Source organism: Gordonia sp. NPDC062954, assembly GCF_044543825.1.
Taxonomy (GTDB): domain Bacteria; phylum Actinomycetota; class Actinomycetes; order Mycobacteriales; family Mycobacteriaceae; genus Gordonia; species Gordonia tangerina.
The window spans coordinates 50,406-65,634 of sequence record NZ_JBITWL010000010.1 but is presented as its reverse complement, the minus strand read 5'-3'; the positions used below and the strand labels follow the sequence as shown (position 1 = coordinate 65,634).

General features: G+C 67.8%; 13 protein-coding genes. 5 read left to right on the top strand and 8 right to left on the bottom strand.

The genetic code is table 11. From position 1 onward, the window contains the following. Positions 1 to 12 precede the first annotated feature (12 nt). Positions 13 to 870, top strand: coding sequence for an oxygenase MpaB family protein (locus ACIGKQ_RS11945; protein ID WP_235721711.1), 858 nt, complete (start codon positions 13 to 15; stop codon positions 868 to 870). Positions 871 to 936: 66 nt separating this feature from the next. Here the strand turns inward: ACIGKQ_RS11945 and ACIGKQ_RS11940 are convergent, their stop codons facing one another. Together ACIGKQ_RS11940 and ACIGKQ_RS11935 are read right to left on the bottom strand one after the other, a co-directional pair. Beyond that, positions 937 to 1,092, bottom strand: a complete 156-nt coding sequence (locus tag ACIGKQ_RS11940; protein WP_235721712.1) for a DUF1059 domain-containing protein — start codon at positions 1,090 to 1,092, stop codon at positions 937 to 939. Between the two features lie 131 nt (positions 1,093 to 1,223). Continuing rightward, complete coding sequence (locus ACIGKQ_RS11935) at positions 1,224 to 1,385, bottom strand: hypothetical protein (RefSeq protein ID WP_235721713.1); 162 nt, start codon at positions 1,383 to 1,385, stop codon at positions 1,224 to 1,226. Between the two features lie 89 nt (positions 1,386 to 1,474). Here ACIGKQ_RS11935 and ACIGKQ_RS11930 point away from each other — a divergent pair, with 89 nt between their 5' ends. After that, positions 1,475 to 2,614: a lipase family protein gene (locus tag ACIGKQ_RS11930; RefSeq protein WP_396573740.1), complete on the top strand. Its 1,140-nt coding sequence runs from the start codon at positions 1,475 to 1,477 to the stop codon at positions 2,612 to 2,614. 38 nt (positions 2,615 to 2,652) lie between these two features. Here the strand turns inward: ACIGKQ_RS11930 and ACIGKQ_RS11925 are convergent, their stop codons facing one another. Continuing rightward, positions 2,653 to 3,033, bottom strand: a complete 381-nt coding sequence (locus tag ACIGKQ_RS11925; RefSeq protein ID WP_396573739.1) for an SHOCT domain-containing protein — start codon at positions 3,031 to 3,033, stop codon at positions 2,653 to 2,655. Positions 3,034 to 3,272: 239 nt separating this feature from the next. Here ACIGKQ_RS11925 and ACIGKQ_RS11920 point away from each other — a divergent pair, with 239 nt between their 5' ends. Then, a complete protein-coding gene (locus ACIGKQ_RS11920) occupies positions 3,273 to 4,739 on the top strand; it encodes a hypothetical protein (protein ID WP_396573738.1) in 1,467 nt (488 codons plus the stop codon). Between the two features lie 396 nt (positions 4,740 to 5,135). After that, entirely contained in the window at positions 5,136 to 7,805 is a 2,670-nt protein-coding gene (locus ACIGKQ_RS11915; protein ID WP_396573737.1) for a LuxR C-terminal-related transcriptional regulator, read from the top strand. 16 nt (positions 7,806 to 7,821) lie between these two features. Here the strand turns inward: ACIGKQ_RS11915 and ACIGKQ_RS11910 are convergent, their stop codons facing one another. From ACIGKQ_RS11910 to ACIGKQ_RS11895, 4 genes are all read right to left on the bottom strand, one after another. Then, entirely contained in the window at positions 7,822 to 8,274 is a 453-nt protein-coding gene (locus tag ACIGKQ_RS11910; protein ID WP_235721719.1) for a DUF6325 family protein, read from the bottom strand. 308 nt (positions 8,275 to 8,582) lie between these two features. Continuing rightward, positions 8,583 to 10,436 (bottom strand): 2-isopropylmalate synthase, encoded by a 1,854-nt coding sequence (gene leuA / locus ACIGKQ_RS11905; RefSeq protein ID WP_396573735.1) that lies wholly within the window; start codon positions 10,434 to 10,436, stop codon positions 8,583 to 8,585. A 154-nt stretch (positions 10,437 to 10,590) separates the two neighbouring features. Further along, positions 10,591 to 11,181, bottom strand: a complete 591-nt coding sequence (locus tag ACIGKQ_RS11900; protein ID WP_396573733.1) for a nitroreductase family protein — start codon at positions 11,179 to 11,181, stop codon at positions 10,591 to 10,593. A 9-nt stretch (positions 11,182 to 11,190) separates the two neighbouring features. Next, positions 11,191 to 12,768 (bottom strand): MFS transporter, encoded by a 1,578-nt coding sequence (locus ACIGKQ_RS11895; RefSeq protein ID WP_396573731.1) that lies wholly within the window; start codon positions 12,766 to 12,768, stop codon positions 11,191 to 11,193. A gap of 152 nt (positions 12,769 to 12,920) precedes the next feature. Between ACIGKQ_RS11895 and ACIGKQ_RS11890 the strand changes: the two genes are divergently transcribed. Next, the gene (locus ACIGKQ_RS11890; RefSeq protein WP_266063428.1) at positions 12,921 to 13,607 is read left to right on the top strand and encodes a TetR/AcrR family transcriptional regulator; all 687 of its coding nucleotides are present in this window, start codon (positions 12,921 to 12,923) and stop codon (positions 13,605 to 13,607) included. A gap of 174 nt (positions 13,608 to 13,781) precedes the next feature. Here the strand turns inward: ACIGKQ_RS11890 and ACIGKQ_RS11885 are convergent, their stop codons facing one another. Beyond that, a complete protein-coding gene (locus ACIGKQ_RS11885; protein WP_372474938.1) occupies positions 13,782 to 15,047 on the bottom strand; it encodes a hypothetical protein in 1,266 nt (421 codons plus the stop codon). Positions 15,048 to 15,229 lie beyond the last annotated feature (182 nt).

The following is a 15,229-nucleotide window of genomic DNA, read 5'->3' as shown; positions in this document are numbered from 1 at the left end:
GAGGAGACAGCTGTGAGCACAACGAACCGCAACACCGGACTGGACCCGGAGACCCGGTATGTGGAGATCTACCGGAACCTGTCGACCTACGAATTCCCATGGGATATCAACCAGTCACTGAGTTTCGCGCTGTTCCGCACCTACGCTGTCCCGAGCATCGGTAACCTGCTCGATCGCACAGGCGCGTTCACCCGGCAGACCCAGAAGCGCTATGACGACACCGCGATCCTGCTCGAGGTTCCCCTCGTCGAAGGTTTCGACAGTGCATCCGGCAAGGCCGCCATCCGTCGCATCAACCAGATGCACAAGATGTACGACATCTCCAACGACGACATGCGCTACGTGCTGTCGACGTTCGTGGTGGTCCCGGTGCGGTGGCTGGCGCGGTTCGGGTGGCGTGAACTTCAGGCGAATGAGCGCGTCGCGATGGTCCGCTACTACCAGGATCTCGGCCGGCACATGGCGATCAAGGACATCCCGGACACCTACGACGAGTTCGAGACCCTGATGGACGCCTATGAGGACGAGCATTTCGCCTTCGACGACGGGGCGCGTCGCGTCGCGGACTCGACCATGGACCTGATGGCCTCGTTCTATCCGTCGATCGCCGCACGGGCCGTCAACATCTTCAGCCGGTCGCTCATGGACGAACCATTGATCACGGCGTTCCGGTATCCCGAACCCGGCCCGGTGGCACGCGCGCTGTCGGTCGGTGCGCTCAAGGCGCGTGCCCGGGCTCTCCGGTACTTCCCGGCACGGCGCAAGCCGGCGCTGGTGCAGAACATGCCACGAATCCGCTCCTACCCCAACGGATACGACATCGAGAAGATGGGCACCTTCGCACCGGGCTGCCCGGTGCATGTCGAGTAGGTGAGTGCAACGTCCGGGGCCTGACGGACGCGGATCTCGGCCACGCCACACGTGCCGGGCGTCGACTCAATACGCCATGAACAAGATCTCGTCGCGGCTGTAGTCGTGTCCCGGGTGATTCTCCTTGAGGTGCTCGCGCACCTTCACCACCAGCTCGTCCTCGTCGGCGCCCTTGATCGCCTCGCCGCACGGACAGGTCAGACGCGTTTTCGGTCGGTTCATTTCGATCCTCACCTCGTTCGGCCGATGCCAGGTGTTCTCGTCACATGGTGTGTTCCGCAACTTGCGTGAGCGTACCTGTGGCGAGCGTCTCACATGGACGGCTGGTGCCGATAGGGACCGTGCGGGCCGATTCAGCGGTGTGGGACCACGTCCGGGGGTTGGCGCGGGACCCGAACGGGTGCGGGGTGCGCGTCGGCGCGGGAGACGATTCCGATCAGAGCGCCCACCGCGCCGGTGGTCACGGTCGCCACCGCCACCAGGGCCAGCGCGGAAGCCATCGCTAGAGTGTTCATGACATCCATTGTCCGAACGAAGGAGTCCCGTGGCACCTCAGCAGACGCTGACGGTTGGGACTCTCACATCCGGCCGCGGTGTGTGACATATGCGCAGATCGCGCACGATCCTGTTCGTGCTGCTCGGTGTCGTGGCGATGATGGGGTCTGTCATCGTCGGCGCGCCCACCTCCGCACAGTCGGTTGCCGGTCAACCGGGGCGTGCGATCGCGTTGACCCAGTTGGGGGAGTGGGGCGGACTGGATCGGGTGCTGCGGTTGTCGTATCTGACGAAGGATGCGCGCGGCGCTGTGGTACCGGCGAGCGGCATCGTCGCGCTGCCCGACGGTGCCCGACCTCGCGGGGGATGGCCCATCATCTCGTGGGCGCACGGCACCTCCGGGCTCGGTGAGAGCTGTGGCCTGGCCGATTCCGGCGATCTCATCCGATCGACGGCGCCGGTCGTCGGCGCCCTCACCGGGGCGGGATATGCCGTGGTGGCGACCGACTACGTCGGGCTCGGTCCGAATTCGCTCGGCCCGCACGCCTACTTGCACACACGCTCGGAGGCCACCGCGGTCATCGACATCGTCAGAGCCGCACGCACGGTGATCATCGGGCTCTCGGAGACCTGGGCCGCTGCCGGGTCGTCGCAAGGTGGCCACGCGGCGCTCGCCGCCGGCCACTACGCACACGACTATGCGCCTGAGCTCGACTTCCGCGGCACGGCTGCGCTGGCCCCGGCGTCGAACTTCGAGGATGTCATCCCGCTGATGCGGCCCGGGATCCCCGCCCTGCCGCGGGCGATGTCGGGGCCGCTGGCAGCGGTCCTGGCCGGGATGTCGGCCAACCAGCACGATGTCGACGTGTCGACGTACCTCTCGGACTTCGGCAGGCGGGTCGTAGCCGAGGTGGGCCGATCGTGTGGTCCGCAATGGGAGTCGATCCTCGACGGCACCCGGCCCGATGCGTTGCTGTCGAAGTCGCTCGGCGACGACACCTTTCGTGACGCGCTCCGCAGGTACATGGAGGTGCCCGTGCGCGAGCAGGGCGGTCCGATCCTGATCGTGCACGGCCTGCGCGACATCACCGTGCCGATTCCGATGACCTATGCGTTGCTGCGTGCGTTTCGCAAGGCGGGGACCGACTACGAGTTGAAGACGATCAACAGCGATCACACCGACCTGCGGGCCGACGGTGGGATGGACGACGTCCTCGGCTTCCTGGACCGGGTTATCCCCGCCGACTGAACCCTCGCCGGCTGATCCCCGACGGTGGCGCGGTCAGCTCAGCTCAGCGCCTTGGCTTTCAGCGCCTCGAACTCCTGCTGATCAATGGTGCCGGCATCCAGAAGTGCTTTCGCGTCGGCGATCTGGTCGGCTGAGGACTTGCCGGCCACCGACCGGATGTAGGCGTCGGACTGCTGCTGCATTTGGCTCTGGGTCTCGGCGGCGCGCCGGGACATACCGGGACCGCGCGCGATCAGGTAGACCAGCGCGGTCAGCCAGGGGATGAAGATCAAGAACACCATCCACACGGCTTTCCACCAGCCCGACAGGGCCCGATCGCGGAAGAGGTCGCTGATGATCCAGAACAGCATCATCAGGTAGGCCACGAAGATGAAGATCACCACGGTGTACCAGATGAAGTCCCAGAACGAGTCCCACATGTCGTCACTCCTTGAACGTGGCGGCATGGCGATGCCGCAGACGGATCGTCAGGTCAGAATGCCTGCTGCGAGCCCACGGCGGATCACCTGGAACGGGTGACTTCCGGGTCGTCGTCGCGTACTCACCCGGCACGGAGGATGTGGTCGGTGTCCATCTCGTGGGAAGGTCGGAGCATTGACCGGCGGGTTCGATCTCGCCATGCGAGGATTCGCGGGCATCGACAGAGCGGAGACACGACGTGAGTGAGCCGACCGGAGGGCAACCCGAACCGGACGCGGGTGCCGATCGTCCGGAAGACGCCGGTGCGCAACACCCCGCGGGGACCGCTGCGGAGCACCCAGTCGACGAGAAAGAGCGCCCAGTCGACGGAAAAGAGGGCCCACTCGACACCGACGAGCGGGCCGAACTCGAACGCCTGCGGGCGCAGGTCGCCGAACTGCGCGCCACCCCGGCACCGCAACGTCGGATGTTCTGGCGACGTTTCACCGCGGTGGTACTCGTGGTGCTGTGTGCCCTGCTGACGTTGCTGTCGGTTACGACGCGCTACGTGCGTGGCGAACTCCTCGACACCGACCACTATCTGACGACGGTGGCGCCGCTGGCATCAGATCCGGCCGTGCAGGGCCAGGTCACCGACGCGATCACCGCCGCGATCGACGAGCAGGTCGACATCCGGCAGATCACCGAGGACGCGCTGCAGCAACTCGTGGATCTGACTCCGGCCGAGCGTCCCCGCATCGACCAGACCGTCGTCGGTCTGGCTCCGGTGCTGGCCAACCAGGCCGAGTCGTTCATCGAGCAGACCGTGAGCCGATTCGTGCAGTCCGACCAGTTCGAACAACTGTGGGTGACGGCCAACCGTGCCGCACACCAGTCGGTGGTGGCGGTGCTCACCGGCGACACCGAGCGCGGTGCGGTCGAGGTCGATCCCAACGGCGCCATCAGCATCGAGCTCGGTCCGATCATCGAACAGGTCAAACAGATCCTTTCCGACCGCGGATTCGCTTTCGCGAACAACATCCCTCAGGTCGACAAGAGCTTCGTGGTGTTCGAGTCCCCGCAGCTGGCGAACGCGCAACGGTGGGTGAACGCGCTGGACAAGGTCGCCGATGTGCTGCCGTGGCTGGCCCTCGCCGCCGCCATCGGCGCCATCGCGGTCATCGGAGCGGGACGGCGATTGCGGATGACCGCGGTGGTCGCGGTCTCGATCGTGGTGGCGATGCTGTTGTTGGCCATCGGACTGCTCATCGGTCGTGCCGTGTACATGAGCGAGATCCCGGCCGACGTACTCGCTCCCGATGCCGCGCGGGTGATCTTCGATACCGTCGTCAATCCGTTGCGGTTGGCCTTGCGGGCGGTCGCGGTCGCCGCGCTGGTGGTGGCGCTTGTGGTGTTCTTCGCCGGCGGCTCCCGATCGGCGCAGGCGATCCGGCGTGGATTCACCGGCGGGATCGGAGCTCTCGACGCGCGGCGCAAGCAGCGTGCACCGAATGCTGTGGAGCAAGCCCTTTATCAGGCCCGTATCCCGGTGCGGATCGCCGTGGTGGTCGGTGCCGCGCTCATCCTGATGTTCTGGTCCTACCCGACCGGACTCGTGGTGATCTGGACTGTCGTGATCACCTGCCTGGCGCTGGCGGCTCTCGAGATCGCGATGCGGCCTGCGCGCCGCGAGGTGGCGGCCGAGGCCGCCACCCCTGGTCCCTGATCAGCGAGCGCGCCTGCGAGTTCGCGTCACGAAGGGCCACCCTCACACCGCGCGCAGCACCGCAACCAGCCTCAGGAGCCGTCGTTTCCGCTGCGTCCGTCGCGCGTCTTGCGCCGCGCCACGCCTCTGGCGACCAGCGACGCCGAATCCGGGGGAGCGGGTGACCGGACGACGGGGTGTCCGATCACAGCGCGCCGGCTGAGCCGACCGTGGCGCATCGGCATCTCCGATCGCCTCCCTCGTGTGGTGACTTTCTCTCGATGATGCCAGGCCACAGCCGCCGGGGAGGTCACCCGGACCGGATGATTGCTCGCCCTCTCGCCCTCTCACCGGCTTGCCGATATCATCTTCGCGGGTCCCCGAGGTCGGGTCGGGGTGACACGGAGTGGGTACCGAGTGGACGCACCTAGCGGTCGACTGGCGCCGGGATTGCGGCTGCGCACCGCACGGCCGGCGCTGCCTCCTGCCTACGTACATCGGCACCGGATCGACCAGACGCTCAGTGCCTGTGGCCCCGGCGATATCGCGGTCGTCGAGGCCGGTGCCGGTTACGGAAAGTCACTCGCCGTCGCATCGTGGTTGCAGCACCGCGTGGCCGACGGTCCGGTCGCGTGGCTCGCGGTCGGTGAGCCCCACGGCATGCGTGCCCTGTGGAGCGACATCCTCGGGTCGCTCACTGCGGGCGGTGCGTCAACCGGGTCGGGTGCGTTGCTCGACATCGCGCCCGGGCCGGCATTCGCCGAGCCCGAGGTGGACATGATCGTCGACGGACTCGCGTCGTCGCCCACCCCGGTGACCCTGGTGCTCGACGATGTGCACCGAATCGATGCGCCCGACGTCATGGACTCGATCCGGCACCTGGTCGCGCGACAACCCGAGCGGCTGCGGCTGGTACTGATCACGCGCGCGGCCCCGGACCTGCGGTTGCAGCGAGTACGGCTCGAGGGGAGGCTGATCGAGGTCGGCATGCGCGATCTGCAATTCACCCGAGACGACGTCGTCGATCTCGGCCGGATGGTGGGCAGCGAGTTCGACGCCACCGAGGTGGATACGCTCCTCGAACGGACTCAGGGATGGGCGACCGGTTTGCGTCTGGCGGTGCTCAGCGCCCGCGACGACCTCGGGCACGTCACGGCGGATCGGCTCACCGGCCGCAATGATCTCGTGGCCGCCTACCTGTTGGAAGAGGTCCTCGAGGATCTCGCGCCGACCGACCGTCGATTCCTGCTGGCCACGTCTGTCGGGGAGATCATCACACCGTCGTTGGCGCGGGCACTGACCGGGCGCGCGGACAGCCGTCGAGTCCTCGACGACCTGGTCGCGCGCAACGTGCTGACCGTCCGACTTGCCGATCGGCCGGACTGGTACGCCTATCATCCGCTTTTCCGGGAACTGCTCATCGATCGGCTGGGCGCCGAGAATCCCGACGCGCCTGCCGATCTGCATCGCCGCGCGGCGAACTGGTGTGTTCGCAACGACGACCCGATCGCGGCGATCGACCACTTCGCCCGCGCTGGGGCCTGGCACGAGGTGACCACTGTGCTCGGCGATGTCGCCGGGCCGCTGGTGTTGTCGCCGCAGGCATCTGAGCTCGCCGGTGCGCTCGAGTCGGCGGCCCGCGAGGCGGCCCGACGTCCGACTGCCGACACGCTTCTGGCCGCCGCGGTCCTCTGCTATCACCGCGGCGACTTCGGCGAGATGTCGCGCAATGCCGAGGACGCCGCCGAACTCCTGGACGCCGAGCCCGCCCGAGCGACGCCGGGGTCACGGATTCTGATCGCGCTGACCCGGATGGTGACGGCGCGCAGTTCTCGTCTGCCCGAGCTGATCGATCGCTGCGACGAGGTCCTGGCCCTGGTGGCGTCGGCGTCCCGGGTCGAGATCCCGGCGGCCCGGGCATACACACTCATGGCGCGTAACAACCGGGGGATCGGTCTGTTCCATCGAGGTGAGGTCGACGCGGCCGCAACGGAACTCGTCGGGAGTGCGGCGACGGCCGAGGATCTCGGGTTGGGCCTCACCGAGCTGGCTGCCGAGACCTACCTGGCCCTGATCGACGTGACGCGGGGAGAACTGGCGGTCGTCGCCGATCGCATCGCGGCGATGACCGCGTTGGTCGAGCGGCGAGGGTGGACGCGGCAGCCGCAGGCGGTGGCGCTGTACGCGGCGCAGGCCCTGCTGGATCTCGAACGGCATGATCTCGACGCAGCCGATCGGGCGGTGTCGATGGCGCGGCGTGCCGTGGGGCCGGGCACCGATACCGCGGCGTTGCTGATCGGTGAGGCCGTCGCGGTGGGTGTCGCGGTGACACGGGCCGACGTGTACGCGGCGCGCGCACAATGCCGTCGCCTGGAAATCGCGCGGCGATCGACCTCCGGGCTGCCCCTGTTGGTGCGCAGCTGGTACGACGTGGCGATCGCGGAGACCCGAATCCTGATGGGGGAGGCCGAATCCGTGATCACGTCGCTGACGCGGCCGGACGCGTCAGCGACCTACGAAGGGGCGCTGACCCGCGTCGTATTGGCGAAGGCGCAGCTGGCTGCGGGCCGCCCGGCAGTGGCGATCGACGTGCTGGGCACCGCCGACGGATTCGCGCCGCATCGGCTGCAGGCGGTCGAGGCGGAGATCCTGACAGCTGTGGCCTGGGCGCGACTTCACCGAGACGTGGCTGCCCTGCAGCACCTGACGGCGGCAGTACGGCTGGCCGCGCCGGTGCGTCAGATCCGGCCGTTCGTGGCCGGTGGTGCGCCGGTGGCAGCGTTGCTCACCCGATTGGAGCACGTGACCGCCGAGGATCCGGAGTTCGTCCGCGACCTGCTCGGCGTCTGCGGGCGAGTCGGCACACCGGACTCGACAGTCGTTGTGCCGCCGGTGGAGTCGTTGACCGACCGAGAGCTGATGGTGTTGCAGTACCTTCCGACGATGTACAAGGCGGCCGAGATCGCGGCGGACCTGTTCGTCTCGGTGAATACGGTGAAAACCCATCAGCAGTCGATCTATCGCAAGCTCGGGGTGTCCTCACGCCGGGACGCGGTCGATCGGGCGCGGGAGCGACATCTGATCTGAGCGGCCAGGCCACGTCTCAGTCGTTGTCGTCGTCACCACGCAGGGTTGCGGCGATCGCTTGCGTCGGAATTCGTCCTTGTGCCACCAGCTTCGCCCCGGACTCGCGGGCTGCGGCGCTGAAGGATGCCGCCGTCAGGTATTCCCACACGATGACCGCCGCACACCGGCCGGGCGCGATCGCGCCGGCCAGGTTCTCCACATCCTCAACGGCGAGTATCTCCACGAGTGAGACGTCCAGACCACGCAGTCCTGCGTCGGCCAAATCTTCGAACTCGGTGACCGTGACATGGCCGGTGCTGTCCCGCCCGACGATGAGCAGTTCGAGGATTCGCAGCGTGCGATCCGCGACCGATCGCGCGATGTGATCGATCATCTTGTTGGTCAGAGTCGTTGTTCCGTGCGGGAGTTCGACGACCAGATAATCGATCGGACCCAGGTCGTGTGAATCGGTTCCGGGCGGGGTGGTCATACGCTCCTCCTCGCCGGCGACGGGCGGCCCTCGGTGCGATGGGCTCACCGAGATGACCTGGTCTCGATTGTGTTCGACGATCCGCGCGCGCGTCGTCATCCGGAACGGGTGATTGCCTGCAGAGCGCGCCCGAGCACGAGAATGGGCCGGAACTCCTCGGCGGGGATCGCCCGCTTCACATGGGTTCCGGCCCAGTCTCTGCCACGATGCGCGCGGAGGTCGTCCGGGCATCGCGAGTCATCGTGCGGCGTCGGGGACGCACGCGGGGTGATCTGTCCGGACTGCGCCGGCCAGGTCGTGTCGGCGGATCAGGGAGCCCAGGTCCGCGGCGCGGTCTCGGTGTCGGCGCCGCGGTCGGGACCGGCCACCCGGTAGGCGCGGTTGACCGCCGACACCACCGCGCGCAGGCTCGCCGTGGTGATCGACGATGCGACGCCGACACCCCACACGGTCTCGCCGTTGACCTCGGTCTCCACGTAGGCGGCCGCGCTTGCATCGCCGCCGGAGGTCAGCGCGTGCTCGCTGTAGTCGAGCACCCGAACCTCGTAACCGACGGTGGACAGTGCGTCGACGAAGGCTGCGAGCGGGCCGTTGCCGCTGCCGCTGATCTCCCGCTCGACGCCGTCGACCTTGACCACGGCAGTGATGTAGTCCTCGCCGCCATCGACCTCGGCGGCATCGACCTTCTGGCGCATCCGCTCCAGCGGGCGGATCGGGTTCAGGTATTCCTCAGCGAAGACGTCCCACATCTCCTTCGGGTTGACCTCACCGCCCTCGCCGTCGGTGATCTTCTGGATCTCCTTGCTGAACTCGATCTGCAGCCGGCGCGGCAGGTTCATGCCGTGGTCGGCCTTCATGATGTAGGCGACACCGCCCTTGCCGGACTGGCTGTTGACGCGGATGACCGCCTCGTAGGTGCGGCCGACGTCCTTCGGGTCGATGGGCAGATACGGCACCTGCCACAGGATGTCGTCCATATCCTGGTCGGTGTCGTCGGCGTCGTACTTCATCTGGTCGAGGCCCTTGTTGATCGCATCCTGGTGACTGCCGGAGAAGGCGGTGTACACCAGGTCGCCGCCGTAGGGGTGGCGTTCGGGCACGTTGAGTTGGTTGCAGTACTCGACGGTGCGCCGGATCTCGTCGATGTCGGAGAAGGTGATCTGCGGATCGACGCCCCGGCTGAACAGGTTCATGCCCAGGGTGACCAGGCAGACGTTGCCGGTGCGCTCGCCGTTGCCGAACAGGCAGCCCTCGATGCGGTCGGCGCCGGCCTGGTAGCCGAGTTCGGCTGCGGCGACGGCGGTTCCGCGGTCGTTGTGCGGGTGCAGACTCAGGATGATCGAGTCGCGTCGCGCGAGGTTGCGGTGCATCCACTCGATGGAGTCGGCGTACACGTTCGGGGTGGCCATCTCGACGGTCGCCGGCAGGTTGAGGATCATCGGGTTCTCCGGCGTGGGGGCGATGATCTCGGTGACGGCGTCACACACCTCCTTGGCATAGCTCAGCTCGGTGCCCGTGTAGGACTCCGGCGAGTACTCGTAACGCCATTGGGTGTCGGGGTACTTCTGCTGCTCCTCGAGAACCTTGTGGGCGGCGTCGGTGGCGATCTTGGTGATCGCGTCCTTGTCGGCGCGGAACACCACTCGGCGCTGCAGCACCGAGGTGGAGTTGTAGAAGTGCACGATGGCCTTGTTGGCGCCGCGGCACGCGTCGAAGGTCCGCTCGATCAGTTCCGGTCGGCACTGGGTCAGCACCTGAATGGTTACGTCGTCGGGGATGGCGCCGTCCTCGATGATCTCGCGGACGAAGTCGTAGTCGGTCTGGCTCGCCGACGGGAAGCCGACCTCGATCTCCTTGTAGCCCATGCGGACCAGCAACTCGAACATCCGACGCTTGCGGGCCGGGCTCATCGGGTCGATCAAGGCCTGGTTGCCGTCGCGCAGGTCGACCGCACACCAGAGCGGTGCGGTGGTGATGGTCTGGTCGGGCCAGGTGCGGTCGGGTACCGACACGTTCTCGACCTCGTCGGCGAACTGGCGATAGCGGTGTACCGGCATCGCCGAACTGCGCTGGGTGTTCCAGACCGGCTGGTCTGCGGGAATCGGTCCGGCGGGCTCGACGATGCGGCTCGTGCCGGAGGTGAAGCTGTCTGCTGCTGCCATGATGGGTCATTCTCCGTGAATCAGATCGGGGGAGGAAGACCGGCGCGTGAAAGGGCCCCGCGACGGAGGGCCGGTCGAATCAGACCCCGCCGCGGCAACCGAGAAGGAGTGCACGCTGCATGTGCTGGACTGTACTCCCCGCCACGGTCGCGGATCAAATGCCCTCTGGCCAAGGTCGGTCATTTGCCGGATACGGGCTGCCCCAGGTGTCGGCGAAGGCCACTTCATCGAGGGGCAGGCGCGTGCGTGGACGTGCGTCGCGTTCGCGGATGTCGGGCGCCACGGCCTCGGGGTCGGCGATCTGGCCGATACCGAGCAGCACGAGCGGACGTCTCTCGTCGGGAATGGCGAACCTGGCCCGAGCCGCGTCGGGATCGAATCCGGCCATCGGGTGGCCGTTGAAACCGGCTGCTTGCGCCTGCAGGATCATCTGCGACACAGCCAAACCCACGTCGACGGCAGCATAGGTGCGTGCCTTCTCATCGTCGGGTTCGGCGGCCGTGCACACCAGCACCAGGGCCGCCGACGCGGGCGCCCACCCCGCGTTGCCGCGGGTGAGGATCTCGGTGAGCCCGGTGAACGTGGCGTCGCCGCGCACGCCGACCATGAACCGCACCGGCTGCACGCGTCCCCACGTGGGTGCCCAGCGTCCGGCCTCGAGGATCGAGGTGAGGTCGTCGGCGGAGATGGTGGCGTCGGGGTCGTAGCCGCGCGCGCTGCGCCGACTGGCGATGAGTTCGTGCACGCCGCCAGGTTACGGGCGCACGGCGTCCACGTCGGCGACCTCGGTGTCGGGCGCTGCGGTGCGTGACGTCGGGTCCTCGGTCCGCGACGCGGTGCGGGTGCGCATGACCACGGTCAGGACCACTGCGAGCACCCCGAGCGCGATCACACTCGCCAGTGACGCCGCGTGCATCCCATCGACAAAGGCAACGCGGGCGGCGTCGGCGAGTTCGGTTCCGCCGGTGCCCATCTCGGTGGCCCGGTGCAGCGTGTCGCCGAGGGTGTCGCCGAAGCTCCAGCCGTCGGAGCGTTCCCGGAACACCAACGTCGCCAGCGATCCGAGCAGGGCAAGTCCCATCGCGGTGCCCAGTTCGAAACTCGTCTCGGAGATGCCGGACGCGGCACCGGAGCGTTCCACCGGCACCGACCCCACGACGACATCGGACACCAGACTGAACACGATGCCGTACCCGATGCCGGCGATCGACGTGAACAGCAGATACACCCCCAGGGGGCTGGACAGCGACAATGCCACCAGTCCGAGGTTGCCGAGCGCGGCGAACAGCACCGCCCCGACGAAGGCGGTACGCAGGCCGAACGCCGCAACCACCCGGGACGCGCCGATGGAGAACACGGCCACGGCGACTGCCATCGGCAGACCGGCCAGCGCCGCGGTCAGGACGTCGAAACCGCGGACCGACTGCAGGTACACACCGGTCAGATACGACATCCCGCCCAGCGCCATCATGCCGACCAGTGCCACCGAGACGGCCGCACTGAACTGCGGGTTGCGAAACAGGGCGAGGTCCAGCAGGGGGGCGGGCGCGCGGCGCTGATGGGCCAGGAAGGCGACCAACATCGTCACGCCGAACAGTCCGATCGCGACCACTCCGCCGTCGGTGCCCTCGGCGGCCATCGTTTTGACCGCGTACACCAGCGGCAGGATGCCCAGCAACGACAGGACCACGCCCACCACGTCGAAGCGGGCCACCACCGGCGCCCGGTATTCCGGGACGAGACGCGGGGCGGCGACGAACAGCACCGCCAGCACCGGCACGTTGATCAGGAAGACCACACCCCACCAGAAGTGATGCAGCAACACGCCGCCGACCACCGGTCCGATCGCGCTGCCGCCGGCAAAGGCGGCGGTCCACACGCCGATCGCCTTCGCACGGTCGCGGGCGTCGGGGAACATGTTCGCGATCAGCGACAGGCTCGACGGCATCAGGGTGGCACCGCCGACACCCATCAACGCCCGCGCCGCGATCAGTACCGCCGCGTTCGGCGCGAACGCGGCGACCACCGAGGCCACGCCGAACATGCCCGCGCCGATCAGCAGCACACGCCGCCGACCGATGCGATCGCCGACGTTGCCCATGGTGATGAGCAGGCCCGCGATCAGGAAGCCGTAGATGTCGAGGATCCACAGCTGCTGCGCGGCGGTCGGCGCCAGGGCGTCGGTGATGGCGGGGATCGCGAGGTAGAGGACGGAGAAGTCCATCGACACCAACAGGACCGGGAGGGTGAGCACCGCCAGGCCCCACCACATACGTCGATCGGTGCCGGACGGGTTCCGGTGCCGATCGGACGAGGGGGTGAGGACGGACATGACAACGCTCCTTGGATCTGCTGGGACGGCGACGACGACCCGGTCGCGTACGCCGTACGCAATGACGGTACTCCATGTGGGTACGCTGTACGCAATTCATTTATTCCCGCAGATGATGACGCCTGCGTGGGTGATGCGGAAAGGAGCGGTCGGTGGCATCAGCGGACAAGGGGGCCGCGAGCCTGAAACTGACGCTGGAGGCGATCGTGGACGCCGCGATCGCGGTGGCCGATCGCGACGGGATCGGGGCGTTGTCGATGCGGCGGATCGCCGATGACCTGGGTGTCGGGGCGATGTCGCTGTACCGCCACGTCGACGACAAGGATGCGTTGCTGCAGGAGATGTCGGAGGAGATCGGTCGCCGGTTTCCCTATCCGGTTGCCGATCCCGGGCCGTGGGGCTGGCGCGACCGCGTCCGGGTGGTGGTCGACATCGACTGGGAGTTGTACCGGCGCCACCCCTGGGTGGTGCTCGCCTACTCCTCGCCGCGGCACAGTTTCGGCGACGAATCGCTGCGCTGCCTGGACTGGTTCGCCGCGGGTTTCCTCGACCTCGGTGTCGACCTCGTCGAGGCCACCGGCATGGCGCTGACGGTATGGAGTCACGTGCACGGCGTCGCGCTGGTGGCGGTGAGCGACGACCTGTTGCGGGCGGAGAAACCGTCCGAGGGGCCCGACGGTCTGGCCGATCTCATCGCCGGGCAGCCAAAGGCGCTGGCTCCGCACCTGTCCTCGCTCGGCGCCAACCCGGTGTCGGCGCGGTTGGTCGATCCCCGAGCCCGCCTCGAGGACGGCATCGCCTACCTGTGTGCCGGGTTCGCCGCCCGCGGCGAGGGCTGAGACGCGCCGGCGAAGCCAATACTTCCGAAAAATGCGCCCCAGAAATGCGCCCACCACAGCGGCGCCATCGGCATAGTGTCAACCGCGCAGCTGGCGAGGGCGCTTTGCTGGGGTGCATTTCGGGTACCGTCGGGCGCGGGGTGTTGTCTCTCAAAGACCGGCTGGGGTGGTCTCCTACATCGCGTGCGGGTACACCGTCAGCATGTGTGCGCCGAACCACGCGCTGCCGAGGACGATCGGCACCATCGCCGCAACGGCCACCCCCGCCCGCCACCGCGCCATGATCACCGCGAGGGGTATTAGCAGCACAAAGGCCGGCAGCAGCAGTCGGCCGCGGCTCATCATCAGTCCGCTCGACAAGACGATCGACGCGACCACCAACACCCCGTAGAGCAGCACCGGCCACGGCATTCGCGACCACACCGCCAGCACCAGCATCCCGAGCGTGCTGACGATGATCCAGGAGGTCGCGACCGGAGCCACCTCACCGGAATGCACGAGGGTGTCGTTGACGAAGTCGAAGGTCGAGCGTCCCCAGTCGAACCGGGTGCCCCAGCCCTCGGTCTGTATGCGGAACCAGCCCGTCGGCGAACCCGTTCGCCACCACACCACCGCGAGGTAACCGAGATAGCCGAGGGGGCTGATCGCGACCGCCGCCCAGGCCCGCCAGCCATCCCGGCGAGACAGCACGGCCGCCAGCATCACCACCCCGACCACCACCACCGCGGTCGGCCGCGTCGCGCCGGCCAACAGCGCGCATGTGCCGGCCAGCAACCAACGGTGTTCGAGGACCCCGATCAACGCCCACACCGCGAGCGCGCAGAACAGCGCCTCGGTGTATGCCATGTTCAGCACCACCGACATCGGCGTGGCCGCGAACAACGCCACCAGGAGCAGTCCCGTACGCCGGGGATTCGCCGGGCCGATCGGCGAGCGATCGGCCATCAGACGGGCGCACCAGCGGCCCAATCGTGCCGCGCCGACTGCGGCCACACATCCCAACACGACGTTCACGGTGATCGCGGCGCCGTAGGGGGTGATCAACGGCAGTTTCGCCACCGCCCCGACCAGCAAGGGATATCCGGGGAAGAACGCGTAGGCGGTGTCCGGGGTGTGCAGACCGCGGGCGTCGGTCTGGGTGAACGGGACGTCGCGGTAGCCGTACTCGGCGATCGCGACCATCCACTGCCCGTCCCACAGCCAGAGGGAGTCGCCCAGGGTCGTGTCGCGGAGTTGGGCGAATCGCGCCAACACGGCGATCCCGACCGCCCGGATGGCCAGGAACACGAGGATCGGTTCGATCCAACTGCGGACCGCCGGACGAGCGAAGAACTCCCATACGCTGCGGCCACCGGACGTGGGTGCGGTGGGGGAGGCTGAGTTGCGCCGCGGCACGCGCCCACCGCGTGCGGAGGCACCGACGTCGGTTCCGGTGGCCACCTCAGCGATGGTAGGACGACAGGCGACGTGTCGACCACCACACTCGCCGGGCCATCGCCGGGCGATCACAGTCCATCCGAGGGAATCGACCGGCAGACGCCGCCGACCGTGCCCGGATATGTGTCTGGGATCACGTGGCCGAGGGTGGTGGATTCGGGCAGAAAGGTCGCCGCCGGTAAGGT

What these genes read in the sequence shown, in the direction of transcription:
- ACIGKQ_RS11940 (WP_235721712.1), bottom strand. Translation starts at nt 1,092, where the DNA reads ATGAACCGACCGAAAACGCGTCTGACCTGTCCGTGCGGCGAGGCGATC.
- ACIGKQ_RS11935 (WP_235721713.1), bottom strand. Translation starts at nt 1,385, where the DNA reads ATGAACACTCTAGCGATGGCTTCCGCGCTGGCCCTGGTGGCGGTGGCG.
- ACIGKQ_RS11930 (WP_396573740.1), top strand. Translation starts at nt 1,475, where the DNA reads ATGCGCAGATCGCGCACGATCCTGTTCGTGCTGCTCGGTGTCGTGGCG.
- ACIGKQ_RS11925 (WP_396573739.1), bottom strand. Translation starts at nt 3,033, where the DNA reads ATGTGGGACTCGTTCTGGGACTTCATCTGGTACACCGTGGTGATCTTC.
- ACIGKQ_RS11910 (WP_235721719.1), bottom strand. Translation starts at nt 8,274, where the DNA reads ATGACCACCCCGCCCGGAACCGATTCACACGACCTGGGTCCGATCGAT.
- leuA (WP_396573735.1), bottom strand. Translation starts at nt 10,436, where the DNA reads ATGGCAGCAGCAGACAGCTTCACCTCCGGCACGAGCCGCATCGTCGAG.
- ACIGKQ_RS11895 (WP_396573731.1), bottom strand. Translation starts at nt 12,768, where the DNA reads ATGTCCGTCCTCACCCCCTCGTCCGATCGGCACCGGAACCCGTCCGGC.